The sequence below is a fragment of the Actinomycetota bacterium genome, from assembly GCA_030017835.1.
GTDB lineage: Bacteria > Actinomycetota > Aquicultoria > UBA3085 > Oleimmundimicrobiaceae > Yes70-04.
In genome coordinates, this window is the sequence record JASEGU010000001.1 from 64,385 (window position 1) to 88,938 (window position 24,554).

Consider the following 24,554-nt stretch of genomic DNA (forward strand, 5'->3'; position numbering starts at 1 on the left):
AGGGGGGCGAAGCGCTCTTCTTGCATTATTGATCTTAATCTTGCTTGCAACCTGCGCAGTTGCCGCTTCGATTGGAGCCGTAAGGATTCCCCTTGGCGAGCTGATCGGGCTGCTTAAAGGATTGATATCACCCCAAGCGACCCTCAAAACTCCTTATGGAACAGATTACGCTACCATCTTTTTTAAGATAAGGCTGGTCAGGATCTCTTTAGCTGTGTTGGTCGGTGCCTCACTCTCGGTTTCGGGCGTCGTCTATCAAGGGATATTTAAAAATCCGATGGCCGATCCCTATATAATCGGGGTCTCCTCGGGAGCGGCCCTTGGGGCGACGATAGCGGCCTTGCTCGTAAGGAGCGGGTCGATATTTGGCTTTTCGATCATGGCCTCCTTTGCCTTCATCTTTGCGACCCTTGCCGTTTTTGTGATCTATAAGATGGCCGAACGGTCAGGCAGGATTCCGGTCGAAACGCTCCTTCTGGCCGGAATAGCCCTCGGCGCCCTCTTTCATGCCTTGACCTCTTTTATCATGGTCATCGGAAGCCGCGATCTCCACCTCATCATCTACTGGCTGATGGGAGGATTCTCATCAAAGGGATGGGACCATGTCCTTGTACTCTTGCCATTCATCCTTGTTGGCTTGCCCTTCATATACTTTAACTCTCGTGAACTCAACCTCCTCCTCCTCGGCGAAGAGAGGGCCGGTCAGCTTGGCATCGAGGTTGAGAGGGTTAAACGTGGTCTCATAATCGCCTCCTCTCTGCTGACCGCGGCGGCCGTCTCGGTCGGCGGAATAATCGGTTTTGTGGGTCTCATCGTACCCCACAGCGTCAGACTGTTAACCGGACCCGACCATAAGATTTTAATTCCGGCCTCAGCCCTTGTCGGCGCCATCTTCTTGGTCCTTTCGGACCTCTTGGCCCGGGTGGTCATAGCTCCGACCGAGATGCCGCTCGGAATAATCACCGCCCTCTTCGGGGCGCCATTCTTCGTCTATCTCTTGAGAAAAAGAAGGGGGGTTATCATCTGATGTGCGCTCCCGCTCTCCTTGTCGAGAACTTAAGCTTCGGATATCAGCCAAAAGATGATTTGGTCTTGGCCCTCGATCTTCGGATCGACCCGGGCGAATTCGTCGGACTCATCGGACCGAACGGCTCAGGCAAGACCACTCTTATTGGGCTGCTCTCACGCTCGCTCGCTCCCAAGGGACTGATCGAGGTGAATGGCGATGATACGGGGGCTTTGACCGCAAAGGAGATGGCAAGACGGATTGCAGTGGTTCCTCAAAGCCTCGACATCTCCTTCTCCTTTAACGTGCGGGAGTTGGTGGCCATGGGAAGGACTCCTCATCTTAAGAGGTTCGAAGGGGAGAGGCCGGCTGACCGCTTGGCCATAGAGAAGGCCATGAAGGCGACCCGAATCGGCGATCTTGCTAATCGCAAGGTCAAAGAGCTCTCGGGCGGCGAGATCCAGAGGGTGATAATCGCTCAAGCCCTGGCTCAGGAGGCGGGAATCCTTCTTCTTGATGAACCCACGGCTCATCTCGATATCGGCTATCAACTCGAGATAATGGAGCTCATAAGTGAGCTGAGCGAGGGCGGGATAACCGTCCTTGCCGTCATCCACGACCTCAATCTGGCTGCCGCCTATTTTAAGAGGCTCGTCTTTTTGAGGGATGGCCGGGTGATCGCCGATGGCCCCACCGAAGAGGTCTTTAACTCTGCCAACATCCAGCAAACCTTTTCCACCCCAAATGTCGTTCACAAGAACCCGATGACGGGCCGCCTCTTTACCACTCTAAGCGGCGCCTTGGGGCCAGAGGGCGCTCAAAAAAGGGGGAGGATTCATATAATTTCAGGAAGTGGCAGCGGGGCCGCCATCATGAAAGAGTTGAGCCATCAAGGCTACAACCTCTCGGCCGGTGTCTTGAATGTATTAGATAGCGATGAGGAGGCGGCAAGGAGCTTAGGAATCATCACGGCTCTGGAGGCTCCCTTCTCCTCTATTTCGAAGGAGGCCTTTGTGGTCAACAAGGAGCTCGTCGATGAGAGCAAGGTCGTGATCATCTCAAACGTCTGCGTAGGAAAGGGCAACTTCAAAAATCTCATCTTCTTACAACTTGCCTTAAGGGCGGGCAAGAGAGTGATCATAGTCGAGGAGACGCCCATCGAAGAGAGGGATTTCGTTGGCGGCCGCTTTAAGGATCTGACGGGCGAGCTGATAAGAGAGGGCGCCGTAAGGGTTGGAGGTAGGGCCGAGCTTATGGAGGTTCTAAAATCTTGGGGGGAATTCGTTTGAGCAGACTCACGCTCATCTTGGGCGGAGCCCGCTCTGGAAAGAGCGACTTTGCGGAAGAATTGGCCAAAAGCGGCGGGCGGGTTGCCTTCATCGCGACCGCCAAACCGCTGGATTTAGAGATGGAAGAGAGGATCGAGAAACATCGCCGCTCTCGCCCCAAAAACTGGGCGACCTTTGAAGTGGATGTGGATCTCTCAGCCTGCTTGAAAGGCGCGGAATGCGACGTGGCAATCTTGGATTGCTTGACCATCTTCGTGGCAAACTGCATGGAGGCGGCCAAGGCGGCCGCCCTCGATCCGGAAAGCTTCACCATAGAGGGGCTCAAAGAGGGACTTAAAGCGGCCAGAGAGTCAGGGGCGGAGTTCATCGTGGTCAGCAACGAGGTCGGATCCGGGATCGTTCCCGAAAACGAACTTGCCAGAAATTATCGCGATATCCTTGGAAAGGCAAATCAACTCCTTGCAGGAAGGGCCGATTCGGTCTATCTGATGGTGGCCGGCATACCGGTCAAAATAAAGGATTAGGGGGAGAGAGGTTTGAGCGCAAAGACGCTGATGATTCAGGGGACCGGCTCAGATGTCGGAAAGAGCGTAGTCGTTGCGGGACTCTGCCGCATCTTCTCCGATATGGGGATGGATGTTGCGCCTTTTAAGGCACAAAATATGGCTCTAAACTCATTTGTGACGCTGGACGGCAAAGAGATGGGCAGAGCCCAGGCCGTACAAGCGCGGGCCGCCCGCCTCGAGCCATCCGTTGACTTCAATCCGATTCTTTTGAAACCGACTAGAGAGGCCGCCTCGCAAGTAATCGTCCACGGGCGGCCCGTCGCCAACCTGACCGCAAGGGAGTACCACGAGGGCTTTAAGGGTGCGGCCAAAAAGGCGATAGACGCCTCGCTCACCCGTCTTCTGGCTGAGCGCGAACTTATCATAATCGAAGGTGCGGGCAGCCCGGCCGAGGTCAACTTGAAGGATATGGATATAGTCAATATGGCGGTCGCCAAAGCGGCAAAGGCTCCCGTGATCCTAATCGGAGATATAGATAAGGGCGGGGTGCTGGCCTCGCTCGTCGGAACCCTCTCCCTTCTCGAAGAGGATGAGAAAAAGATCGTCTCGGGTCTGATCATAAACAAGTTCCGGGGAGATTTAGGTCTCCTTGGTCCCGTGCTCGACTTCTTGACCGAACGGACGAAAAAGCCGGTTTTGGGGGTCCTGCCTTTTATGAACGACATCGCCATCGAGGAGGAGGATTCAATCCCAAAACGGGACCATGAAACGGGCGACTTCGATATCGATGTGGCCATAATCAGGCTTCCCAGGATATCAAACTTTACCGATTTCGATCCGTTGAGGCTGGAAGAGGGCGTAAGGCTCAGGTATGTGAGCAGGTTAACCGATCTTTGCGATCCCGACGTCCTGATCATTCCGGGCAGCAAGAATACCCTTAGCGACCTTAATTGGCTTTACAAAAGCGGTTTTGCAGAGGCGGCCATAGGTCTTAGAGCTAGAGGCAGGTTGATAGTCGGCATTTGCGGAGGTCTTCAAATGCTTGGAGAGAAGATATCCGACATGGAGGGGATTGACGGTCTTGCGGGCAGCTCAAAAGGTCTCGGACTCCTTCCGATTTCAACCTCCTTTCATGGAGAGAAGGTGACCGAAAGGGTTCGCGCCCGCCTTAATGGTAGTCACAAGCTCTTTTATGGTCTAGAAGATCACGAATTTGAAGCCTATGAGATTCATCATGGCCGAACTGATTTTGGAGAGACTGACCCCTTGTTTGGGATCGAGTCTTCCACGGGGACAAGCAGGGACGGCATGGTTAGCGAAGACGCTGTGGTCTTTGGGACTTATCTCCATGGAATATTTGAAGATGACTTAATTCGGGCGGCCTTTTTGGACGGGATAAGAGCGAAAAAGGGCCTTGCCAAGAGGGGATCATCGTTCAACTTCATAAGCTCTTTTGAAGCGGGCCTAAATGACTGGGCAGAGGTCTTGCGCAAAAACTTGGACATGGTGATGCTCGAAGGGATAGTCAAAAAGGGGAGTTCAAATTGATAGCCTACGCGATGCTTGCCGCCTTTTTTATCGATTATTTGATTGCCGACCCCCCGCATCCCCTTCACCCGGTCAGACTGATTGGGCTCTTCATCTTGAAGGCAGAGAACGTTTTGAGCAAGACTTTTAAAGGTAGAACGGAGTATTTCGCAGGTCTCATTTTGGCGGCCGGCACGATTCTTATCTCCTTCATCGCGGCTCGCTACCTCATCATTTTTGCCGGAAAGGTCTCAAATCATCTCTCCTTTTTACTTGCGATATTTCTCATATATTCGACCATAAGCCCCAAAGAGATGGTCAAACAAGCCAAACGGGTCCGATTAGAACTCAGAGAGGGAAGTCTTCAGGGCGCAAGAGAGAGCCTTTCTGGGCTGGTTGGTCGAGACACCGATTGTCTTGATGAAGGGGCTGTGATACGGGCCGCCATCGAGACAGTCTCAGAGAATATCACCGATGGCAGCGTGGCTCCTCTCTTCTACGCGGCGCTTGGCGGTCCCCCCCTTGCCATGGCTTACCGGGCCGTAAATACCCTAGATTCGATGGTCGGCTACAAGAACGAAAGATATGCCAAGCTAGGTTTCTTCTCAGCCAAACTGGATGATTTGGCGAGCTATATACCGGCCAGGATAGCTGGGCTACTGGTAACGTTTGCCGCCCTTATCATGGGCAAGGATTGGCGGCGCTCTCTTATCACGACGATAAGGGAGTCCAAAAAACATTCGAGTCCAAACGCTGGCATCGGCGAGGCGGCGATGGCCGGGATCCTCGGGATCGAACTTGGGGGGCCGAGTAGCTACGGGCAAAAGCTCGTCGAGAGGGCCAGGCTCGGCCAAAACAAGACCAGTTTAAGCTCGTCTATGATAGGCGAGGCCGCTATGGTTCACTATTTGGTGGCGGCCCTATCTCTCGGACTCTTCGTTCTCTTGAGGATGGTCATCGAACCCTTGGGAGGCCATCTGTGAGCGGGCTGGTATCGGCCATTAACTTCTTGTCCATCATCTCCATCCCGTCCAAGAGGGGACGGAGCGAAGCTGAATTGAAGGGGGCGGCTCGGTTCTTCCCCTTAGTCGGCCTCCTTTTTGGGCTTATTTTAGCCCTTTTAGACATCGGTTTACGGATGGTCTTACCGCTCATGGCCGCATCGATTCTGCTGATTGCCGCCTCGACCATCTTAAGCGGTGCGATTCACTTAGACGGGTTGGCAGACACCTTGGACGGCATCCTGGGCGGCGGGGGGGATAGGGTCAGGAGCCTTCAAATAATGAGAGACAGCAGCCTGGGGACATTTGGGGCGGCTTCGCTATCCTTGGACCTCATACTCAAATTTGTTCTCATAGCCTCACTTCATGGCCGACTTCGATTTCTGGCTTTGCTCTTATTTCCCTTGGTAGCGAGGGGAGCGCTCGTCTTTTCGATGGTCCTTTTCCCCTGCGCCAGGGGCGATGGCAAGGCCAAAAGTTTTGACTCTTTCAAAGATATCAAAAGCCTATCGATTCCGATCATCCTCTTGCTTTCCTCAATCTTCTTCTGCCCGCTGTCTGTTTTGGCCACACTCGTCACTCTTTTGTTATCCTTTCTGATTTCATATCTATTAAACAAAAGGCTCGGCGGGCTGACCGGAGACACCTATGGCGCCGTGGTCGAACTTTCTGAGATATCGTTTCTTCTCATCTTCCTGATTGGAGCTCGCCCATGAAGATGATGATTCACGGCGGCGAGCCGAAGCGAACGTTTGAAAGACTTGGGCTCACTCCAAGAGAGGTGATAGATTTCAGCGTAAACATCAACCCCTTTGGGCCGCCAAAAGGCGTCCTTAATTACTTAAGGTCCATTGATGAGCAAGATATAAGGGATTATCCAGATCCGGAAAGCTCCAGGCTAAAGGGGATACTATCTCAAAAACTCGGCCTTGGCCTGGGTAATTTAGCCCTAATGAGCGGCTCCTTGGAAGCGATACATCTGGTTGCAAGCCGCCTGGTCGATTCTCGCGGCGCCCTCATCATCTCACCGAATTTTTCCGAATACGAAGCCTCGCTGAAGGCATACGATATCCCGGTCGCAAAGCTTAGCCTTAGCGAAGATGACGGCTTCGATCTCACAAACAAGACTTCAAATTTGAAAATCAATGATTTTGGGGCCATCTTTTTATCCAACCCGAACAATCCGACTGGAAGGCTATACGATAAAAAGGAGCTTATAGCCATGATACAAAGGGCTAAAGGCTCCAAAACTCTGATCGTTTCCGATGAGTCCTTCATGGACTTCGTCATCGAAAAGCAGAGCGAGTCTTTGGCATATCGTGTAAATGAGTTTGATAATCTAATCGTCCTCTCCTCCTTGACCAAGTTCTATTCCTTGGCCGGCTTAAGGATCGGCTGCGCCATCGCATCGGACGGTCTCATCGAGATGATAAGGCAAGCCTCGCCCCGTTGGAACTTGAATCATCCGGCCCAGAAGGCGGCCGAAATCGCCATCTTGGACTCAGCTTTTGAGGATTTCAGCCTGAAAGAGAATCAAAGACTTCGGGCCGATCTGTATCAGAGGTTGTCTGCGATCGGCGGAATCAAAGCCTTCTTATCAAGCGCAAACTTCATTCTCATAAAGGTGGATTCGAGGGAGATCTTGGGATCGGATTTCTTCGCAGAGCTTTTGAAGTGCGGCTATCATCTTAGGGACTGCTCATCTTTCGAGGGTCTTGGAGGCGACTTCTTTAGGATCGCGGTCAGAAAAGAGGAGGAGAACTTGGCCCTCTTGGCCGAAATGAGAAAGATAATTTCAACGACATAAAAAGGAGAAAAACATGCTTAAACTCGACGATATGACGGGCGGTTTTGCGGATTTAGACGAGGATGCGAGAAAGCGGGCAGCAGCTCGTCTTGACAATCTGACCAAGCCCAAAGGGAGTCTGGGCGCCCTTGAAGAGATGGTCAAATGCCTGGCCGCAATATACGGGACCGATGAGCTCAAGATCGGCAAGAAGACGATCTTCGTCATGGCGGGAGACCACGGCGTGGCAGAAGAGGGGGTGAGCGCCTTTCCCAGCGAGGTCACCCCTCAGATGGTCTTAAATTTTTTGGGCGGGGGGGCTGCCATAAATGTTCTTGCCCGCCACGTCGGGGCGGACGTCAAGGTGGTCGATATCGGGGTTGCCGGCGAGCTCGAAACCGGCGGTCTGATATCCCGCAAAGTAAAGCCAGGTACTGACAATATGACAAAAGGGCCAGCCATGACAAAAGAGGAGGCGCTCGAGGCGATCAAGGTGGGAATGGAACTTGCTATGGCTGAAGTAGAGGCCGGCGCAAAGCTCCTTGGCACGGGCGACATGGGTATCGGTAATACCACCTCAAGCAGTGCCATCGCTGCCGTTTTGACCGGCTCTTCTCTCGACGAGGCGATCGGGCGAGGCACGGGCATCGGCGACGGGGCCCTGAAGGTGAAGAGGGATGCGATCAGGCGGGCCATAGAGCTCAATCGCCCAGATCCCACAGATCCGCTCGATGTCCTCTCAAAGGTCGGCGGCCTTGAGATTGCGGGGATAACCGGCCTGATTTTAGGCTCGGCCAAGGCAAAAGTTCCTGTCGTCATCGACGGCTTCATCTCATCGGCCGCCGCCCTGGTGGCGGCCAAGATCTCAAAGAAATCGACCGGTTACATGATAGCCTCTCACCAGTCGGTCGAGCCCGGCCATCTTAAGGTCCTAAGCGAACTCGGCCTAAAACCCGTCTTGATGATGGATATGCGCCTCGGAGAGGGGACCGGAGCAGCTCTTGCCATGGGGCTGATAGACGGCGCCATAAAGATATATAATGAGATGGCAACATTCGACGGAGCGGGAGTCTCAAAGGAGCTTTAGGAGTGAAGATGACCAGGTTGTATCTCGTTCGTCACGGCGAGACCGAGTGGAACGCGCAAGGCAAATATTTGGGAGTCACAGACATCCCTTTGACCTTAAGGGGCCGCTCTCAGGCGCTCGCCCTTGGAAGGTATCTCGAGGATAAAGGGGTCAGTGCGGCATATTCGAGCGAACTAAAGAGGGCCAAAGAGACACTTAAGATTGCCACTTCGGCTCTGAATATTAACCCCTCGGTCCTTAATGGTTTGAATGAAATTAATTTCGGCCGCTGGGAGGGCATGACGTACGAAGAGATAGAGAGATCTTACGGTGACCTCCTCTCGAACTGGCTCTTGGATGTCTCAAGATACGAGATCCCCGATGGCGAGAGGTGGCATGATTTTAAATCGCGGGTTAGCGAGAGTTTCGATAGGATAATCGAAGAGAACCAGGAAAGAGAGGTCTTGGTCGTAACTCACGGCGGCGTGATCAAGACCATAATTGGTTCTATCTTGGGCATGGAGCCGGTCGGTTTTTGGAAACTTCGCCAAGATAAGGGAGCTCTCAATATCTTAGAGGTTCACAGAAAAGAGGCAATGGTGACTCTTTTGAATGACACCTGTTATCAGAATCACATTTAGATTTCCACCAATTTAAGCAGGCAATTTATTGAGCAAAGGTCCCCATTATGTTAAACTCCATTCATCTTTTTAGCTCTCAATATTAACGCCTTGAGGTGCGCATTGAAGGATATCTTTAGAAAAGAACTTGAAGCATTGAGGCCTTACAGCCCAGGAAAACCGATTGCTGACGTCAAAAGGGAGCTTGGCTTGAGCGAAGTCATAAAGCTCGCCTCCAACGAATCACCAACCCCGCCGCTCCAGGCGGCAGTTGAGGCGATAGCTTCGGCCTCCCTCGGCATAAACCGCTATCCGGACGGGGCTTGCTTGGATTTAAAGTCGGCGCTTTCGAGGCACCTTGAGGTTGAAGAATCGACGATAATCGTGGGCAATGGCTCAAATGAGCTCATTCGCCTTCTTGCCCAGGCCGTTTTGAACTCTGGCGATGAGGTGGTGATGGCAAGTCCCTCTTTCGTCGTCTATCCCACCGTATCTTTAATGATGAATGCCCACCCGGTCGAAGTCTCCTTAACGGGTCACCGCCACGATCTTGCGGCCATGCGCTCGGCCATCACCGAAAAGACCAAGATGGTCTTCATCTGTAACCCCAATAATCCAACCGGCACTATAGTGAGCCGGAGCGAGGTCGAAGAGTTCTTAAACGGTACTCCAGATCACGTCATGGTCGTCTTCGACGAGGCCTACTTCGAGTACGTGGATGATCCGGATTTTGCGAGCGGCCTTAAATATTTCTCGCCAAGCGGCGGAGTCGTGGTCCTTCGAACCTTCTCGAAGATCTTTGGCCTGGCTGGTCTTAGGATTGGCTATGGTGTCGCTCCCAAAGAGGTTGTGACCTATCTCGACAAGATCCGAGAGCCCTTCAACGTAAATAGCTTGGCTCAAGTTGGGGCGCTTGCAAGCCTAAGGGAGAAAGAAGAGGTTGCAACTAGAAAAACCGACAACCTGGCCGGTCTTAAATTTCTCTCCAAAGCCTTAAGCGAAATGGGCTTCGAGGCGGTCCCGTCATCTGCCAACTTTCTATTGGTCGATGTAAAAGAGGACTCCAAAGAGGTCTTTGGCCGGCTTCTAAAAAAGGGAGTCATCGTGAGATCTGGCGAGATATTCGGAGAGGCATATACCAACTTCATAAGGGTTACGGTCGGAAGTCCCGAGGAGAACAAGAAGTTCATCCTAGCCTTAAAAGAGGTTACTGGCCGGTAGATTTAAATTTTTGAAATTTGAAAAGGTGGTGGTATAGATGATTGTCATAATGAAGGATAGTGCTAGCAACCAGGAGATAGATCACGTAATCGAAAAACTGGATGAGCTCAAGCTCGAGGTCCACATCTCAAGGGGTAAATTTAGGACCATCATTGGAATAATCGGCGAAGAGGAGATGGTCTCCGCCATTCCCTTAGAGGCTTTCCCAGGCGTCGAGAGGGTGGTTCCGGTTCTCAAACCCTATCGCCTGGTTAGTCGCGAGTTCAGCTCGGATGATACCGTTATCGAGGTGAATGGCTCTTTGATCGGAGGTGGAAATTTTGCCGTCATAGCTGGTCCTTGCTCCATTGAGTCTGAGGAGCAGGCCATAGAGACAGCGAGATCGGTCAAGGCTGCCGGGGCGACCATGTATAGGGGCGGAGCTTTCAAGCCGAGGACATCGCCGTATAGTTTCCAAGGACTCGGTCTCGAGGGCTTGAAGATACTGGCCGAGGCCAGGAAAGAGACGGGGCTTCCGATAGTTACCGAGGTTATGGATACCAGAGACGTCGACGCCGTGACCACCTATTCCGACATCTTGCAGATAGGAGCGAGGAATATGCAGAACTTCCAGCTCTTAACTGAGGTCGGCAAGCAGCACAAGCCCGTGGTCTTAAAGCGAGGCTTCAGCAACACCATCGAAGAATTCCTGATGGCGGCCGAATATGTCGCCAAAGGAGGCAATCAAGAGATAATCCTCTGTGAACGGGGGATACGAACCTTTGAGCCCTATACCAGAAATACTCTAGACATCAGCGCCATTCCGCTCCTAAAGGGTTTGAGCCATCTTCCGGTCATAGTCGATCCGAGTCATGCGACAGGGCGCCGGGATCTGGTCGGGCCTCTCTCGCTGGCTTCAATCGCCGCCGGAGCCGATGGCCTGATGATTGAGGTTCATCAGGATCCCGAATCAGCCCTCTGCGATGGGCCACAATCTCTTAACCCTCAAGAGTTTACCGAGCTCATGAAGGAGATAAGTTCTCTGGTTAAAAATTTTTCCAAACGGATCGGAGCATGATAAGTGAAAGCCGTTTTTGAAAAGGTTGCCATCGTTGGGCTGGGGCTCATGGGTGGCTCATTAGGCCTGGCAATAAAGGCCCTTAAAGGTCCCCCGAAAGTGGTCGGAATAGCCCGAAGAAGTGGCGTTATCGCCGAGGCCTTAAAAATGGGCGCAATAGACGCGGGGACAACCGATGTTGCCGAGGGTGTTAAAGGGGCCGATTTGATTTTTTTGGCCCTTCCGGTCGGGGCGATGGCCGAGAAGGTCAAAGAGATGATCCCTCACCTGAAAGAGGGGGCGATCATCACCGATGTCGGCAGCACGAAAGAGTCGGTCACCCAGAGCATCCAAGAGATTCTGCCAAAATCATATCATTTCATAGGAGGTCATCCTATGTGCGGATCGGAGAAGGACGGAATTTCGGCCGCAAGCGAGAGCCTTTTCAAGAACGCTTATTACATATTGACCCCGACGAAGGAGACTTCGGCCCCGGCCTTCAAACGCCTTCACTCACTTTTAACCGCAATAAGCGCAAAAGTCATCGCCATCGAACCGAAAAAACATGATCATTTGGTTGCCGCCATAAGTCACCTGCCTCATCTTCTCTCGGCTGCTCTGGTTAATCTGGCCAAAAAGGGAGAGGAGAAGGAGGAGAGTCTGCTCCTTCTGGCCGCCGGCGGCTTCAGGGATACAACCAGGATAGCTGCGGGAAACCCCGATATGTGGGTCGATATCTGCTTAGAGAACGACAAGGCCATCTTGAGTCAGATTGAGGGGTTCGAAAGGGAACTTGGCAAGTTTGCCTCCGCCATAAGGGCAAAGGATAAGGAGGCTCTAAGGAAGGCTCTCCATGAAGCCCAGGTCGCAAGGAAGAATCTACCCATTGTCACCTTGAAGGATATTAGGGCGCTAAAAGAGCTTACCATCTCGGTTACAGATCGCCCGGGCGCCATCAGCGACATAACCGTCTCCATCGGAAACATCGGCATAAACATAGAAGACATCACCCTCGTCCATCTTTCCGAAGAGAGCGGGCTGGTAAAGCTGGTTGTGGCGGACGAAGATTCCGCCAAGAGGGCGGCCAAGGTTCTTAAGAAGAAGGGCTATGTTGTCCAGATAAGCGGTCTCTACGAGAGGGAGGAGCGTTGAGTCACCTCTTTCAAAAGGACGATAAGATCTTCGTGACAAAAGCGCCCAGCTTTTCTGGCAGGGTAAGGGTGCCGGGCGATAAATCGATCTCCCATAGGGCGCTCATGCTTGGAGCTATCGCTGAGGGCAGAACTGAGATCGAGGGCTTTCTTTCGTCAAATGATTGCTTGAGCACCATGAGCTGCCTTAAAGAGCTTGGGGTGGAGTTCAATAATATCTCAAAAACCGCTCTTGTGATTGAGGGCCGTGGCCGAAAGTCACTTAAGGAGCCAAAAGACGTGCTTTTTGCCGGAAACTCGGGCACGACCATGCGGATGCTCCCCGGCATCCTAGCCGGACAAAATTTCTTCTCCGTTTTGACAGGCGACTCCTCCATAAGAGAGAGGCCGATGGGCCGGATAATCTCTCCTCTTAAGGAGATGGGAGCCTCCTTATTTGCGAGAGATGACGGCAATAAACCACCGGTTGCTATCATCGGCTCTACCCTATCCGGGATCGACTATGAGATGCCCGTCGCAAGCGCGCAGGTTAAGAGCTGCATCCTTCTGGCCGGGCTTTTCGCTAAGGGTAAGACCAGAGTTATCGAGAAGGTTCCATCGCGCGACCACAGCGAAAGGATGCTCGCTTTCTTTGACGCGGACATATCGTCAAATAACGGCATCATTGAGATAAGCGCGGAAAAAGAGCTTTTAGCAGCCAAGGTGGAAATACCGGGCGACATCTCCTCAGCCGCTTTTTTACTGGCCGCCGCCCTGATGATCGAGGATTCCGACCTTAGGATCGATTCGGTCGGAGTCAATCCGACCAGATGCGGGTTCTTGGAGGCTCTTGCGATGATGGGCGCAAGCGTCATCCAAGGAGATCAAAAGGTAATCTCAAACGAACCGAGAGCCAATCTTTCGACAGGCTTTGCACCTCTCCAAGCGATCGAGATTGACGCTGAGATGATTCCAAGGATAGTCGATGAGCTGCCGATATTTGCCGTTTTGTCAACTCAGGCAAAGGGGACGACCATCGTAAGAGGCGCAGGCGAGCTCAGGGTGAAGGAGAGCGATCGGATAACCGCGATAACCTCCGAGCTCAAAAGCCTCGGCGCTGACATTAAAGAACTTGCCGATGGGTTTGAAGTCAAGGGCCCGTCTAAACTTAAGGGGACAAAGGTCGATTCATATGGCGACCATCGGATGGCCATGGCCCTGACCGTCGCCGGGCTCATAGCAGAAGGAGAGACCGTAATCGACGGAGCCGCCTCGGTTGACATCTCCTTTCCCGGCTTCATAGAGACGATAAATTCTCTCGTTAAAGGGGAGTGATTTCTCCATGATAATCGCAATCGATGGGCCGGCCGCCTCAGGAAAGAGCACGATAGCCAAGAGAGTAGCCTTAAATCTCGGATTAGATTACCTAGATACCGGAGCCATGTACCGGGCGGTCACCTTCAAAGCCCTGGATAAGTCGCTAAACACCGAAGACGCCGTATTGATGGGAAGGCTGGCCAGAGATTTAAGCCTTGAGTTCAAGAACAAGACTCAAGGTGACAATATTTGCATAGAGGTCTTTTTAGACGGTCAGGATATCAGCGAGGAGATACGTTCGCCAAGAGTGACGGCGAGCGTCTCAGCCGTCGCCAAAATACCAGAGGTCAGAATGGCTATGGTCGAACTCCAGCGGAGACTGGCAGGCGAGAAAGACACGGTGGCCGAAGGGCGGGATGTCGGCACCCAGGTCTTTCCAAAGGCCGAAAAGAAATTCTTTTTGGTGGCTTCCGCCAGGGAGAGGGCCACAAGAAGGTGTAAAGAGTTCGAAGAGAAGGGCTATCAGGTTGACATCGACTCTTTAGAGAGAGATATCGCATCCAGGGATGCGATCGACAGCGCCAGGGAGAATAGTCCTTTAAGGAGGGCCGATGACGCCATCTTGATCGATACCACGAGAAAAAGCATCGAAGACGTCGTGACTGAGATACTTGAGCACATCGGCCGGAAGGTTTAATTCTTTGACCGAGAGAAAGAGTATCATTTACAAAATATTTTTATTCGTTTGCAGGGTTCTTTTGAGGCTTACGCTAGGACTTGAAGTCTTGGGGAATGAGAATGTGCCATCTCAAGGCCCGGTTATATTCGTTGCCAATCACGTTACCGCCATCGACCCCTTCGTGGTCGCGGTCGCCCTATCCAAAAGAAAACTGAGCAGCATCGCCAAAGAAGAACTTTTCCGATCGCCAATTTTGGCCGCCTTCTTGACAAGGATCGGCGTCTTTCCGGTAAGCCGGGGCAAATATGATAGGAAGATCTTAAAGAGGTCGCTCGAAATTCTCTTAGGCGGAGGCGCATTGGCCCTCTTTCCCGAGGGGACCAGATATAGACTGGGCGAAGGAGAACTCGGTCCCTTGCAAGACGGGGCCGCGTTGATCTCTATAATGAGCGCCGCTCCCATAATACCGCTTGCCATCACGGGGACCGACAAGGCCATTCTGCAAGGAGCAAAATTCATTTGCCCGGCCAAGGTAAGGGTCAAGATAGGCCGGGTGGTTACAAGAAGCGATGACAGGAAGGAATATACCGCAAACATACGAAAAGCCCTCATCCACCTCCTTAATCAGGCTGCCCATGAAGATTGAGATCGCCGCCGAGGCCGGTTACTGCTATGGAGTCGAGCGCTCACTAAAACTTGCCAAAAAAGCCCTCGAGGTTTCTAAGCGGCCGATATATACCTATGGCCCAATAATCCACAATCGAAAGGTCGTGGAATCGCTTAAAGAGAAGGGGATTGAGCAGATAGAATCCTTGGATGGCATCACCTCGGGAACCCTTATCATAAGATCGCATGGCGTCGCTCCTAAAATAAAAGAGGAGGCCGAGGCAAAAGGATTGACCGTGATGGACGCCACCTGCCCGTTCGTCAAAAAGGCTCAAAAATGTAGCAAAAAGCTGACTAAAGAGGGATATGACCTGGTTATTATCGGTGAAAAGGATCACCCGGAAGTTATCGGAATTCTAGCCCATGCTGAGACAAAAGCCAAGGTCGTTGACGATCCGGGCCAGATTAGAAACCTAAAGCTCAAGGATAGGGCGGGGGTTGTGGTTCAGACCACCCAACCTCTCGATCTCGTCAAAAAGATTGTGGGCGAACTCTTGAGCGTCGCAAGAGAGATAAAGATCTGCAATACCATCTGCGATGCCACCGCAAAGAGGCAAGTTGCAGCCGCCGATCTGGCTCGCCGGGTGGATTTGATGCTGATAGTGGGTGGCAAGGAGAGCGCAAATACCACCAGGCTCGCCGAGATTTGCATGGCGATAAATCCCAAAAGTTACCATATCGAGATGGCCAACGACCTTAGCCTCTCCTGGTTTGCCGGCATCGAAACCGTCGGCATCACGGCGGGCGCCTCGGCGCCAAATTGGATTATCGAAGAAGTGGTCGAGGTGCTCTCCGGCCTCGATTCAATGTGCAGCCTTTGATACGAGACCTAGTTTAATAGATTGAGGCTCCCATGACAGCCAAGATAGTCTCAGTAGCAGAAAGCAGTCCGGCCAAAGCTGCCGGAATAAGAGAGGGCGATATCCTTCTAGATATCAACGGAGTGGTCCTAAGCGACATCTTGGATTATCAGATCCACTCTGACAGCGTGCTCCCCTCTCTTTTAGTCGATAGGGATGGGCGCAAACTTCAATTTAAGATCAAAAAGGGACCGGGTGAAAACCTCGGGCTTACCTTCGAGTCATCCGTCTTCGACTCCTTGATGACCTGTAACAATCGCTGCGTCTTCTGCTTCATCGACCAGCTTCCCAAAGGGGTCAGAAAGAACCTACTCCTTAAAGACGACGATTTCCGGCACTCCTTTATCTACGGCAACTTCATAACCCTGACCAATCTTGCAGGTGCCGATATCGAGCGGGTAATCGCCCAGCGCCTAAGCCCTCTTTACGTCTCCATCCATTCCTTAAATCCCCTCGTTAGGCAGAATCTCATCAGGCCCAAAGGTGAGGATATGGCCGTAGATTTTTTAAGAAGGCTTAGCGACGCTGGCATCGAACTACACATCCAGATTGTCCTCTGCCCCGGCATAAACGATGGCAAAGAACTAAGAAATACGGTGGATGGCCTCATCTTTGGCTTTCCCTCCGTCGCTTCGGTGGGGGTGGTTCCCGTCGGCCTGACCGGTCACAGAAGAGGTCTTTATCCCTTAAGGCCAATCGGCAGAATTGAGGCAGAAGAATTGATCAATGAATATGGGCCCTATCAGGAAGAATGCTTGAAAGAGATGGGATCGGCCAAGGTATTTTTAGCCGATGAGTTCTATATTATAACTGGCAAAAAGCTTCCAGATATCGATCATTATGAGGATTTTCCCCAGCTTGAGAACGGGGTTGGCCTGACAAGACTCTTTTTAGACTCAGCCAGAGACCGCTTAAGTGAGCTTGAGGGCTGGCCAGGGAAGGCTCGGGCCATGATTTTAACGGGAGAGCTTGCGGCGGGCATCGTAAAGGAGCTTGGCAAGGATCTTAATGGATATGGTATCGATCTTGAGGTTTGGCCAATAAAAAATAATTTTTTTGGAGGCGGCGTCAGCGTAACCGGCCTCTTGACCGGCTGGGATATAATTAAAGCTTTGAAGGATTCCAAAGAGGCCGGCCCTTTCCTGCTTCCGGGCATAGTATTAAACGGCGAGGGAAGGCTTTTAGACGATCTGACCATCGATGAAGTGGCCGATAGGGCGAAGAAGAGAATCTTTCTCGTTTCATCCACCGGCGATGGTTTCATTTCGGATCTTTTAAAACTCTGTGAGGATGGTGAGCTTGGCGATAGTTGCAGTATTGGGTAGGCCAAACGTCGGCAAATCAACCCTGGTAAACAGGATGGCCATTAGCAAACGAGCCATCGTAGATGAGGAGATCGGAGTCACCAGGGACAGGAACTATATAGCCACCGATTGGGCCGGGTGCGAGTTCACACTGGTCGATACGGGGGGGCTCATCTTCGGCGATGATGAGGCCCTGGCCTCATCCGTCAAAGAACAGGCCCTGGTTGCCGCCGATGAGGCCGACGCGATAGTCTTTCTGGTCGACTCGAAAGTGGGTCCTTTGGTCGATGATTATGAAATAGCCAAGATACTCAAAAGATCTGGCAAGCCTCTTTTTCTGGTGGTCAACAAGATAGACGACGTAGAGAAGGCCTACGAAACGGCCGACTTCAATGCCTTGGGACTGGGCGAGCCGTACGCCGCCTCGGCCCTGCACGGTCTTGGCATCGGCGATATTCTCGATGAACTGGTGAAGGTTCTTCCCGAGGAGGCCCCAGCGGCACCTGGCGAGACCTCTCTGGTAAACATCGCCATAGTTGGCCGGCCAAACGTCGGCAAATCATCCATCTTCAATCGGTTGATCGGCAGCGAAAGGGTGATAGTAAGCGAGATATCCGGAACGACCAGGGACGCCATCGACACCTTGGTCGAAAGGGATGGTAGGGCCTACCGCTTCATAGACACGGCCGGTCTTAGAAAAAAAAGCCGGATAGAGGGGGTCGAGTATTACGGCATGGTCAGGGCGCTTAGGGCTCTGGGTGGTGCCGATATTGCCCTTTTGGTCATCGATGCGGCCGAAGGCGTAACCGAACAGGATCAGAAGATTGCGGACATGGCGGAGCGCCGGGGCCTTGGAATAATAGTCGTCCTAAATAAATGGGACCTTGTAGAGCCCGATCAGATGGAAGCCATCTACAAGAATCTCTCCAAACGCCTAAGATTCATAGAATACTCGCCCGTTGTCAAGGTCTCTGCCCTGAAGAATAAGGGATTTAAAAAGGTCTTTTCTACGATTGATGAGGTGGCGAGTGAGTTCAAAAAGGAGATATCGACCTCCAAGCTGAATGCACTCGTCCAAAAGGTCAAAGCCAAAGGACATACTGCTCAAAAAGGGGGCAAGAGGCTAAATCTCCTCTATGCGACCCAAGTCAGGACGGCTCCGCCGATATTTCTCTTCTTTGTCAACGATGCGAAACTGGTTGATATATACTTTAAAAGGTATCTGGTAGGCATGATGCGTGAGGCATTCGGTTTTCTGGGCGTGCCCGTGATCATCCGCTTCACCGGCAAGGAGAAGAGGAGTTGAAAATGAATTTAAAAAGAGGGGAGAGGCGCCGGTCTTGATATATTTTAAGGCCCTATCTTCGATCATTATAGGCTATCTCTTGGGCTCCATCTCCTTCGCCACCTTGATTGCAAAGGTAATTTTCAAGCGCGATTTGAGCCAGGAGGGAAGCGGCAACTTGGGAGCGACCAACGCCCTTCGCGTCCTTGGAACGGGACCGGGTCTTCTTGTTCTCTTCGGCGACGTCTTTAAGGGTTTTTTGGCAATAGCCATAGCCAGCCACCTATTTAGGGGAGCGCCGACCGCCTTTACGGCCATTTTTAATAGAGATACAACAATTCCTTTCTCATCTTTCGATTCAGTGGTCATTATTTTCGTCGCCCTTGCTGCCATAATCGGTCACGCCTATCCTCTCTTCTTCAACTTTAAGGGAGGCAAGGGGGTTGCGGTCAGCCTTGGCGTTTTCTTGGGGGTCATGCCTAAGGTCGGCTTGATCCTCTTTTTTATTTGGCTCATCGTCATGGTCTCAAGCGGCTACGTATCGCTCGGCTCAATAATTGCCGCCGCCGCCTTCCCCTTTTTGACCTTGTATTTCCATCAAAGTAATTTGGCTTATCTCATCTTTAGCCTACTCGTATCATTTATGGTAATTTATAGGCATAAAAGCAACATTGAGCGTCTTTTGAGCGGCAAGGAGAATAGAATTGGCAAAAAAGGTCGCAATTAAGCCGGCAGATCTAAATATTGCGGTCATCGGGGCCGGAAGCTGGGGCACGGCCATAGCTACCCTTCTGGCCGAGAAGGGGTTTGAAGTTGTCCTTTGGGCAAGGGACGCTGTTTTGGTTGAGGATATGAAGAGGCTCAAAAGAAATCCCCGCTACTTGACCGACCTCGATCTTCCAGAGACTTTGAGTTTCTCATCCGATCTCAAAGAAGCATTGCCTGGTGCGGGTCTTGTCGTGATGGCGGTGCCTTCCCACGGCATGCGTAAAGCGGCACGCTCAGCCAGAGAGCACCTTACAGGCAAGACAATAGTCAGCTTGGCCAAGGGGATAGAGGCGGAGACCTATCTTAGGATGAGCGAAGTCATAGCAAGCGAGCTTGGCCCGGGCTCCGAAAAGGATATCGCCGTGATATCTGGGCCCAATCATGCCGAAGAAGTGAGCCGGCGGGTGCCCAGCGCGACGGTCGCTGCGGCCAATGACAAGGAAGTCGCCAAGCGGGTTCAAGAGATATTTATGACGCCGTATTTTCGTGTCTACACCAATCCAGATATCATCGGCGTGGAGATGGCGGCGGCCTCCAAGAACGTAATAGCCTTAGCGACTGGCATGTCGGACGGGCTAGGCTACGGCGATAATACCAGGGCCGCCCTTATGACCCGCGGCCTTGCCGAGATGACCCGCCTTGGCATAATCAAGGGGGCCGAGGCCTCTACTTTCTCTGGTCTGGCCGGCCTTGGTGACCTCATCGCCACCTGCACCAGCCTTCACAGCCGCAACCGAGCCACAGGCGAAAAAATAGCCAAAGGCATGACTCTTAGCGAGATAGCTAAGGAGACCTCAATGGTGGCCGAAGGGGTTACGGCCGCCAAAAACCTTCATGACCTAGCCGTCAAGGCCGGGCTCGACATGCCCATAACCGAAGCGGTCTTTCGCGTCTTGTACCAAGGGAAAAAGCCCAAGGACTGCGTGGGCGACCTGATGGCCCGGGGAGCCAAAGATGAGGCTGCGGCTCTGGGCCAGAGAATAAAACCTTGTTAAGAAGTCCTAAAATGCTATAATCTTTTTGCTATTTTTTAAAAAGCTTTTTAAGTGTCGGGGCGTGGCGCAGCTTGGTAGCGCACCAGGCTGGGGGTCTGGTGGTCGCTGGTTCGAATCCAGTCGCCCCGACCATTTTTTGTCTTCTGCCGCCACATGATGATTGCAAGTTCAAAGCGATATAAACCTCCAAACGAGACTCACCTTTCGCTATCGGATGGAATTTGCTATTTGATAGCTGCTTTTATCCCTTTTGTCTTTCTAAAAAATTATCATACTTGCTACTAAGAGAGCCTTAGATTGGTTATAATGTTATACAGATCAACCAGACTTACTGGCAGGTGGTAGAGATGATAGAACGGATATATATCGATCCCGAGACTTGTGGTGGAAGGCCCTGCATCAAAGGGACCAGGATTCCCGTCTATGTAATATTAGACCTGCTTGCAGCCAATTTTTCACCAAGTGGTATCGTCAAGGCATATCCCGATTTAACCGTCGAAGATATTAAGGCCGCCGTTGAATATGCCGCTTTTATCACCAAAGAGAGATCGATTAGACTTAGGGTCGGCTAGGAGATGGATCTTTTAGTTGATATGAACCTCTCCCCCGTAACCGTCAATTACTTGAACAGCATCGGTCACAACGCCGTTCATGCACGCGATTTAGGGCTCAAGAGGGCGAAAGATAAAGAGTTGCTAAAGGTTGCTGCTAGTCTGGGCAGGGTGGTAATAACCCAAGACCTCGACTTTGGAGAACTTATCTTTTTCTCGGATGAGAGCCCACGGCAGGCGCGATAATAATTCGCATAGCAGGCGCTACGCCCAAGAGAGTTAATCTCTATCTTGAAAAAGCCTTGGCCCTCATAAGAATAGAAGAGATTGAAAACAATGTGGCGATAGTAGAAGAGGATAAGATAAGGATTCACGAGAAAGGATAGTTTTAAGTATAGCAACCAGTTGCCAGGGCTATTTTTTAAATCATCAATCCTTCAGGCTTTTCTGCCAATTACCTCAGCTTCGCGTTAGCGGTGCTGACCCACACGTCCGATTGACTTACACTTACGGGTTTACTAATAACTGGTTTTGCCTTATAATAAAAATATTATTATAACGTGACCTTATTTAAACTTAATCAAAATTTGCGGGCGCAATGACCCGAAAGGAAAAATTGAGCAGAATGAACCATCCAAGGAAAATGTTAATAGCTGGCGTCGCAACAATATTATGCATTGCAAGCTTTGCGCCTTTCTTTTTTATACCCCATGCCATCTCGGCCAGCGGCGGCCATACGGTAACCTTCAATGTTGTCGCCCCGCCGGATGAAGGTGGCGGAGGCGGCGTTCTCCCATACACCGAGAAGGTGGAGCGCGTCTTTGGGCCGGACCGCTACCGCACCGCCGCCACCGTCAGCCAAAAAGGCTGGCCGAAGGGGTCAACCTATGTAATCGTTTCGACCGGCGAAAATTTTCCTGACGGCCTAGCCGGTAGCGCCCTGGCCGGCGCTTATGGCTGTCCTATCCTCTTGACCGAGACTGGCGCCTTAAACTCCTATGCCAAGGGTGAGATAAATCGCTTGAAGGCAACCGGATGCTTCATCTTGGGTGAAACAGGCGCCGTCAGTGACAGCGTGAGGGCTCAAATAATAGCTCAGACCGGCGCCGATAATATTACCAGGCTGGGAGGGATAGATCGCTACGAGACGGCCGAGATTATTGCAGGGGCTGTCAAGGCTAAAACTTCAAGGGTGGGTAAGGTCATCATCGCAAGCGGCGAAGACTTCCCGGATGCTCTGGCCGTCTCTCCGCTTGCAGGTTACAAGGGGTTTCCCATCCTGCTGGTGAAGAAAGATAGCGTTCCGGCCTCCACGCAGAGCGCCATAAAGAGTCTCGGGGCAACCTCTGCCATCGTGGTTGGCGGAAACGGGGTTGTAAGCGATGCGGCCTTCTCTTCCTTAGTAATCGGATCGCCTGGTTATGGGATAGCGGGCCGGATAGTGAGCCAGGCTACTAAAGAGAGGCTTGAAGATATGAAAACCGCCGCCTTGAGACTCTTGGGAATAACCACTGCCAAGCCCTCATCAAACATGGCCGCTGCGGCTTTCACTTCGGCCACAAGGCTGGCCGGAGCGGATAGATATGAGACGGCCGTAGCCGTAGCCGAGCATTCCAAATCGATCTACGGACTCTCTTATAACACCACCTTAGCCGCTACCGGAGTACTCTTTCCCGATGCTTTGACCGGCGGGGCTTATGGGGCGCAGGTAGGCTCGGTCATGATCCTGGTCCATCCGGCCGATTTAACCGCTTCAAAACCGACCAAGGACTTTCTAGCCGCAAACAGGGGAGCCATAAGCAAGGTTGTAATCTTGGGCGGGCCGGGAGCGGTCTCGGAGGCCGTTTTGGGTCAGATAGATGCTCTCATTTAGTCAAATCGGTTTTCGGTCCTTATAAGCCATTTTCTTCTGAAAGTGCGGCCCGAAAAATAAAGGCGCCAAAATTTTAACGGCCAAGAAGACGCGCCAATGCCTAAAAAACGTGGCTGAGCCTTGGTTTTTATTTTTTACTGCTTTTGCCGGCTAGCGAAAATAGTCGATAGACGCATATTGACAAACGCTAGGTTAAGGTTTTATAATGAAAATCACAAAGAAGTGGTCACACAAAAGGCGGCCATTTTTAGTAACAAAAACATTAGGGGCAATATCTAAAAAGGCGAGGAGGTGGACTAAACGAACAAGAAGAACACATTGAAGAGGAAGATGGTGGCCATGGCCAGCGTAGCGGCCTATCTTTTGGGTTCCACCACACTTGGATTTACCCCTGCAGCGGTGGCGGCAATCAAGACGGGAGATCATACGGTTACCTTTAATTATAAGGTGGCTATGGATCTGACACTTTCGACTGCAACTGTAAACTTCGGTGACGTATACGCTTACGATGGAGAATTGGTTGATAAATCTGGCGGGACAATCAATGTCAAGACCAACAAGAAATGGGGTCTCACAGTTGAGTCTTTGGGAAGAGACGGCGTTGAGGGCGGAGATGATGATAGTAAATTTGCAACGGCCGGTGCGGAGAGGATAGATGTAAACAAATTGAACGTAACCTCGGCAGGGGGTTTTGTATTCAAACACGATATGACTGGAGCTCCGGTCCCTGTTTTGGAAAACCAGCTCAGAACGACGACCGGTGGAAGAGTAGCTAATTTAACATATACCCTCACTCTTGATGGAAATGAAGATTTGGCTGATGGCTATCGGACTGTGATACGCTACACCGCGTTTAATAGCTAAACATTTAAGTTTATGTAAAAAAACCCACCTTGAGGTGGGTTTTTTTATTAATATTCATCTAGGTAGCAATATGTCTTTAAATATCATATAATATTTAGAGTTGGCCGATAACACCTTTTGGGGTGAGTTTATGCATAGAAGATTGTTAACTGTCCTTATTTCGATTTTATTATTTGTCACTTTAGCCCATCCGTCTCTTGCTCAAGAGATAAACATCGGGGTAACTCCCTCAAAGCTTGATTTCGAAATAAGGGCGGGCGACAGTTACACCACAAAAATAAGAGTATCGAATAATTCGGACTTAACTTCCCATGTCATCGCCTATGCGGGCGACTACTCAGTATCGCAGACCAACGTCTATAAATTCTTCGACGCTGGAGAGATGGAGGCATCCAACGCCAAGTGGATAACCATCACCCCAAATGACTTCCATATCCCGCCCGGCGGGGTCCAGGAGGTCACCTTGACCCTGAAGGCCCCAATGGGTATCCTCTACGGCACCCATCACAGCGCCGTCTTCTTTGAGACCAAATTGGATCCGATACAAGGCGAGAAGGGCATGGTTGGTCAGGTGGCCAGGATTGGCACAGCCGTTGTCTCGGCCGTGGGCGATCCGGCTCTGCCTTTTTCCGACGTCTTGACTCGCAACGGCAACGTGGTCAGTCTAAAGCTCAAGAGCCGTTTCAAACCCTTCATCGAGGGGCTAAAATTTAAGGGCTTCACCTTCAAGGGGCTAGGCTTAAATTGGGAGGCCCTGGTGAAACCCGAGGTAACCGTCAAGGCCGTCTTTGAGGCGACCGGCAATACCCATCTCAACGTGGGCAGCGAGGGCACTTTTAAGAGCGCCTGGTTTGGCGAGCCAGAAATTGACACCATCCAGCCGATGACCATCCTTCCCAAGGGCAAGCGCGAGTTCGACTACCTCTGGGATAAGGCTCCCGCCTTCGGTCCGGCCAGTTTTCACGGCCCCTTCATCTATCCGACCAGCCAGACCGATTTTGCCGAGCTTGAGGTGGAGAGGTCTTTTTGGATAATCCCCTGGACGCTGATAATTCTTACCACTTCGCTTATCGCCCTGATAATTTGGATTTTCACCTCGGTAAAGCGGCGATTAAACGATCGCTTCGGCCGCTGAGGCGGCCAGTGGGGCAACCAAAAGCTCATAAGTTTAACAGGGTGGATAGATGGGGATTATAGGGGGTTA

General features: G+C 51.7%; 25 protein-coding genes and 1 tRNA gene. All 26 read left to right on the plus strand.

Annotated features, from left to right (window positions below; genetic code table 11):
• Positions 1-40 precede the first annotated feature (40 nt).
• The 26 genes from QMD53_00325 (at position 41) to QMD53_00450 (ending at position 24,485) form a co-directional block, all read left to right on the plus strand.
• Entirely contained in the window at positions 41-1,027 is a 987-nt protein-coding gene (locus tag QMD53_00325; protein MDI6799125.1) for an iron chelate uptake ABC transporter family permease subunit, read from the plus strand.
• Positions 1,027-2,295, plus strand: a complete 1,269-nt coding sequence (locus QMD53_00330; protein ID MDI6799126.1) for an ABC transporter ATP-binding protein — start codon at positions 1,027-1,029, stop codon at positions 2,293-2,295. The genes QMD53_00325 and QMD53_00330 overlap by 1 nt, the downstream gene beginning before the upstream one ends.
• Positions 2,292-2,819, plus strand: a complete 528-nt coding sequence (cobU, locus tag QMD53_00335; GenBank protein ID MDI6799127.1) for a bifunctional adenosylcobinamide kinase/adenosylcobinamide-phosphate guanylyltransferase — start codon at positions 2,292-2,294, stop codon at positions 2,817-2,819. Before QMD53_00330 ends, cobU begins: the two co-directional genes overlap by 4 nt.
• A gap of 12 nt (positions 2,820-2,831) precedes the next feature.
• Entirely contained in the window at positions 2,832-4,349 is a 1,518-nt protein-coding gene (locus QMD53_00340) for a cobyric acid synthase (GenBank protein MDI6799128.1), read from the plus strand.
• Complete coding sequence (gene cbiB, locus QMD53_00345) at positions 4,346-5,311, plus strand: adenosylcobinamide-phosphate synthase CbiB (protein ID MDI6799129.1); 966 nt, start codon at positions 4,346-4,348, stop codon at positions 5,309-5,311. The genes QMD53_00340 and cbiB overlap by 4 nt, the downstream gene beginning before the upstream one ends.
• Positions 5,308-6,045 (plus strand): adenosylcobinamide-GDP ribazoletransferase, encoded by a 738-nt coding sequence (gene cobS / locus QMD53_00350; GenBank protein ID MDI6799130.1) that lies wholly within the window; start codon positions 5,308-5,310, stop codon positions 6,043-6,045. The genes cbiB and cobS overlap by 4 nt, the downstream gene beginning before the upstream one ends.
• Positions 6,042-7,136 (plus strand): pyridoxal phosphate-dependent class II aminotransferase, encoded by a 1,095-nt coding sequence (locus tag QMD53_00355; protein ID MDI6799131.1) that lies wholly within the window; start codon positions 6,042-6,044, stop codon positions 7,134-7,136. The genes cobS and QMD53_00355 overlap by 4 nt, the downstream gene beginning before the upstream one ends.
• A 13-nt stretch (positions 7,137-7,149) precedes the next feature.
• Positions 7,150-8,202, plus strand: coding sequence for a nicotinate-nucleotide--dimethylbenzimidazole phosphoribosyltransferase (gene cobT / locus QMD53_00360; protein ID MDI6799132.1), 1,053 nt, complete (start codon positions 7,150-7,152; stop codon positions 8,200-8,202).
• Positions 8,203-8,210: 8 nt separating this feature from the next.
• Positions 8,211-8,822, plus strand: a complete 612-nt coding sequence (cobC, locus tag QMD53_00365; GenBank protein ID MDI6799133.1) for an alpha-ribazole phosphatase — start codon at positions 8,211-8,213, stop codon at positions 8,820-8,822.
• Between the two features lie 102 nt (positions 8,823-8,924).
• Positions 8,925-10,022, plus strand: coding sequence for a histidinol-phosphate transaminase (gene hisC / locus QMD53_00370; GenBank protein ID MDI6799134.1), 1,098 nt, complete (start codon positions 8,925-8,927; stop codon positions 10,020-10,022).
• A gap of 37 nt (positions 10,023-10,059) precedes the next feature.
• Positions 10,060-11,079, plus strand: a complete 1,020-nt coding sequence (aroF, locus tag QMD53_00375; GenBank protein MDI6799135.1) for a 3-deoxy-7-phosphoheptulonate synthase — start codon at positions 10,060-10,062, stop codon at positions 11,077-11,079.
• A gap of 3 nt (positions 11,080-11,082) precedes the next feature.
• Positions 11,083-12,210: a prephenate dehydrogenase gene (locus QMD53_00380; protein ID MDI6799136.1), complete on the plus strand. Its 1,128-nt coding sequence runs from the start codon at positions 11,083-11,085 to the stop codon at positions 12,208-12,210.
• The gene (gene aroA, locus QMD53_00385; GenBank protein ID MDI6799137.1) at positions 12,207-13,523 is read left to right on the plus strand and encodes a 3-phosphoshikimate 1-carboxyvinyltransferase; all 1,317 of its coding nucleotides are present in this window, start codon (positions 12,207-12,209) and stop codon (positions 13,521-13,523) included. The genes QMD53_00380 and aroA overlap by 4 nt, the downstream gene beginning before the upstream one ends.
• A gap of 7 nt (positions 13,524-13,530) precedes the next feature.
• The gene (cmk, locus tag QMD53_00390; GenBank protein ID MDI6799138.1) at positions 13,531-14,202 is read left to right on the plus strand and encodes a (d)CMP kinase; all 672 of its coding nucleotides are present in this window, start codon (positions 13,531-13,533) and stop codon (positions 14,200-14,202) included.
• Between the two features lie 88 nt (positions 14,203-14,290).
• A complete protein-coding gene (locus QMD53_00395) occupies positions 14,291-14,830 on the plus strand; it encodes a lysophospholipid acyltransferase family protein (GenBank protein ID MDI6799139.1) in 540 nt (179 codons plus the stop codon).
• Complete coding sequence (locus tag QMD53_00400; protein ID MDI6799140.1) at positions 14,820-15,671, plus strand: 4-hydroxy-3-methylbut-2-enyl diphosphate reductase; 852 nt, start codon at positions 14,820-14,822, stop codon at positions 15,669-15,671. Before QMD53_00395 ends, QMD53_00400 begins: the two co-directional genes overlap by 11 nt.
• Before the next feature lie 32 nt (positions 15,672-15,703).
• Positions 15,704-17,035, plus strand: a complete 1,332-nt coding sequence (locus QMD53_00405) for a DUF512 domain-containing protein (protein ID MDI6799141.1) — start codon at positions 15,704-15,706, stop codon at positions 17,033-17,035.
• Positions 17,001-18,320, plus strand: a complete 1,320-nt coding sequence (gene der / locus QMD53_00410) for a ribosome biogenesis GTPase Der (protein ID MDI6799142.1) — start codon at positions 17,001-17,003, stop codon at positions 18,318-18,320. Before QMD53_00405 ends, der begins: the two co-directional genes overlap by 35 nt.
• Before the next feature lie 34 nt (positions 18,321-18,354).
• Positions 18,355-19,026 carry a glycerol-3-phosphate 1-O-acyltransferase PlsY gene (plsY, locus tag QMD53_00415; GenBank protein ID MDI6799143.1) on the plus strand — a complete coding sequence of 224 codons (672 nt, stop codon included), beginning with the start codon at positions 18,355-18,357 and terminating at the stop codon, positions 19,024-19,026.
• Positions 19,004-20,062, plus strand: coding sequence for an NAD(P)H-dependent glycerol-3-phosphate dehydrogenase (locus tag QMD53_00420; GenBank protein ID MDI6799144.1), 1,059 nt, complete (start codon positions 19,004-19,006; stop codon positions 20,060-20,062). Before plsY ends, QMD53_00420 begins: the two co-directional genes overlap by 23 nt.
• A 55-nt stretch (positions 20,063-20,117) precedes the next feature.
• A tRNA-Pro gene (locus QMD53_00425) sits at positions 20,118-20,194 on the plus strand.
• A gap of 215 nt (positions 20,195-20,409) precedes the next feature.
• The gene (locus tag QMD53_00430; GenBank protein ID MDI6799145.1) at positions 20,410-20,634 is read left to right on the plus strand and encodes a DUF433 domain-containing protein; all 225 of its coding nucleotides are present in this window, start codon (positions 20,410-20,412) and stop codon (positions 20,632-20,634) included.
• Positions 20,635-20,637: 3 nt separating this feature from the next.
• Positions 20,638-20,859 carry a DUF5615 family PIN-like protein gene (locus tag QMD53_00435; protein ID MDI6799146.1) on the plus strand — a complete coding sequence of 74 codons (222 nt, stop codon included), beginning with the start codon at positions 20,638-20,640 and terminating at the stop codon, positions 20,857-20,859.
• Between the two features lie 397 nt (positions 20,860-21,256).
• Positions 21,257-22,486, plus strand: coding sequence for a cell wall-binding repeat-containing protein (locus QMD53_00440; protein ID MDI6799147.1), 1,230 nt, complete (start codon positions 21,257-21,259; stop codon positions 22,484-22,486).
• A gap of 318 nt (positions 22,487-22,804) precedes the next feature.
• The gene (locus QMD53_00445) at positions 22,805-23,350 is read left to right on the plus strand and encodes a hypothetical protein (protein MDI6799148.1); all 546 of its coding nucleotides are present in this window, start codon (positions 22,805-22,807) and stop codon (positions 23,348-23,350) included.
• Positions 23,351-23,480: 130 nt separating this feature from the next.
• Positions 23,481-24,485, plus strand: coding sequence for a hypothetical protein (locus tag QMD53_00450; protein ID MDI6799149.1), 1,005 nt, complete (start codon positions 23,481-23,483; stop codon positions 24,483-24,485).
• The last annotated feature ends 69 nt before the right edge of the window (positions 24,486-24,554 follow it).

Excerpts from the sequence above, each read along its gene's own strand:
- aroF (MDI6799135.1), top strand. The coding sequence starts at position 10,060 with ATGATTGTCATAATGAAGGATAGTGCTAGCAACCAGGAGATAGATCAC.
- QMD53_00405 (MDI6799141.1), top strand. The coding sequence starts at position 15,704 with ATGACAGCCAAGATAGTCTCAGTAGCAGAAAGCAGTCCGGCCAAAGCT.
- der (MDI6799142.1), top strand. The coding sequence starts at position 17,001 with ATGGTGAGCTTGGCGATAGTTGCAGTATTGGGTAGGCCAAACGTCGGC.
- cmk (MDI6799138.1), top strand. The coding sequence starts at position 13,531 with ATGATAATCGCAATCGATGGGCCGGCCGCCTCAGGAAAGAGCACGATA.
- cobT (MDI6799132.1), top strand. The coding sequence starts at position 7,150 with ATGCTTAAACTCGACGATATGACGGGCGGTTTTGCGGATTTAGACGAG.
- QMD53_00440 (MDI6799147.1), top strand. The coding sequence starts at position 21,257 with ATGTTAATAGCTGGCGTCGCAACAATATTATGCATTGCAAGCTTTGCG.
- QMD53_00330 (MDI6799126.1), top strand. The coding sequence starts at position 1,027 with ATGTGCGCTCCCGCTCTCCTTGTCGAGAACTTAAGCTTCGGATATCAG.
- QMD53_00435 (MDI6799146.1), top strand. The coding sequence starts at position 20,638 with ATGGATCTTTTAGTTGATATGAACCTCTCCCCCGTAACCGTCAATTAC.
- cobC (MDI6799133.1), top strand. The coding sequence starts at position 8,211 with ATGACCAGGTTGTATCTCGTTCGTCACGGCGAGACCGAGTGGAACGCG.
- QMD53_00355 (MDI6799131.1), top strand. The coding sequence starts at position 6,042 with ATGAAGATGATGATTCACGGCGGCGAGCCGAAGCGAACGTTTGAAAGA.
- QMD53_00400 (MDI6799140.1), top strand. The coding sequence starts at position 14,820 with ATGAAGATTGAGATCGCCGCCGAGGCCGGTTACTGCTATGGAGTCGAG.
- QMD53_00430 (MDI6799145.1), top strand. The coding sequence starts at position 20,410 with ATGATAGAACGGATATATATCGATCCCGAGACTTGTGGTGGAAGGCCC.
- QMD53_00450 (MDI6799149.1), top strand. The coding sequence starts at position 23,481 with ATGCATAGAAGATTGTTAACTGTCCTTATTTCGATTTTATTATTTGTC.